1 protein-coding gene is annotated in these 1,299 nt (G+C 76.4%); it reads right to left on the bottom strand.

The genetic code is table 11. From position 1 onward, the window contains the following. Positions 1-230: 230 nt before the first annotated feature. On the bottom strand, positions 231-1,031 hold the full coding sequence (locus tag ACFU7Z_RS39490) for a trypsin-like serine protease (protein ID WP_049650795.1): 801 nt from the start codon (positions 1,029-1,031) through the stop codon (positions 231-233). Positions 1,032-1,299 lie beyond the last annotated feature (268 nt).

Raw genomic sequence — 1,299 nt, 5'->3', positions numbered from 1 at the left:
CCCTTCGGGGGCCGGTCGCCCGGCTCTGCTGTACCCCGGGGCGCCCTCCTGGGCCCGGCCGTTGCCCCGGGCCGTGGCCCCGGCGGCGTCCGACGCGGCGTCAGAACCCGGTGCCGGCACGTGACCGACCGCTCACCCGCCGCGACGACCGCGGCACCGGAGGCGCCTCGTTCGCGGCTGCCACCGGCGTTCGCGGGCGTTCACCGGTGGTCGCGGGTGGTCGCGGGTGGTCACAGCACCGAGCGCACCGCGTCCGCGACCGAGGACACCCTGGTGTAGACGCCGGGGTGGGCCGCCTCGGCACAGCCCGTCCCCCAGGAGACCAGGCCCACCAGCCGGCCGTCGACGATCATCGGGCCGCCGCTGTCGCCCTGGCAGGCGTCCTTGCCGCCCCTCTCCTCGCCCGCGCAGACCATGCCCCGGGCGTCGAACCTCCCGTCCTGCCCGCCCGGATAGGCCTGCGCACAGACCTGGTCCGGCACGACCGGCACGGACACCCCGCGCAGCACGGGCGAGTAGTCGCCCCGCCCCGTGGTGTCACCCCAGCCGTACACCTGGGTCGTGGTCCCGGCCGCGTACGGTTCGGTCTCGCCCTGGCCGACCAGCTCGACCACCGGCAGGGCGCCCTGGGACTCGGCGAGGGTGAGCACCGCGACATCGTTCATGTTGGCGGCGAAGGAGTAGTCGGGGTGGATCCAGACCGACCGCACCGCCACCTCCCGGCCGGACGTACCGCGCATGTCGTCCCGGCCGACGATCACCTTCAGGCCCGGCCGGTCCACCCGGCCCCTGGCCTCGTCGTAGAAGCAGTGCGCGGCCGTCACCACCTTGGTCGGGGTGACCAGCGCACCCCCGCAGAACTGGCCGGAACGGCCGCTGCCGAACTGCTGGCGGCTGGACAGCGCCACGATCCACGGGTGGTCCGCGGTGCTCACCGCGCTGCCGCCGACCACCCGGCGCTGTGCCTCGGCCGGCGCCGCGGTGCCGAGGGCGACCAGCGGAACGGGAACGGCGGCGAGCAGCGCCAGCACGGCGGCCCTGCGGCGGCGGCCCGCCCGGTCGGCGGCCGGGTCGGCGGGGTCCGCCGGGAACGGGGCGGGCGTCGGCAGGTCTGTGCGGTCCGGCTCGGTCGGCACCGTGACTCCAGGAGGCTCGGAAGCGGGCAACCGGCACAGCGTAGGTGACCGGCTACACGGCGCGACCGCTTCCCGCCGCGCCGCCACCCGGACGAGGGACAACCACCACCCGTACGCTGACGCGCCCGGGCCCGGACAGCCGCGAAGGCCCGGAGCCGTACCG

Source organism: Kitasatospora sp. NPDC057518, from assembly GCF_042802075.1.
Taxonomy (GTDB): Bacteria; Actinomycetota; Actinomycetes; order Streptomycetales; family Streptomycetaceae; genus Kitasatospora.
This window is presented reverse-complemented; position numbering and strand designations above follow the sequence as displayed.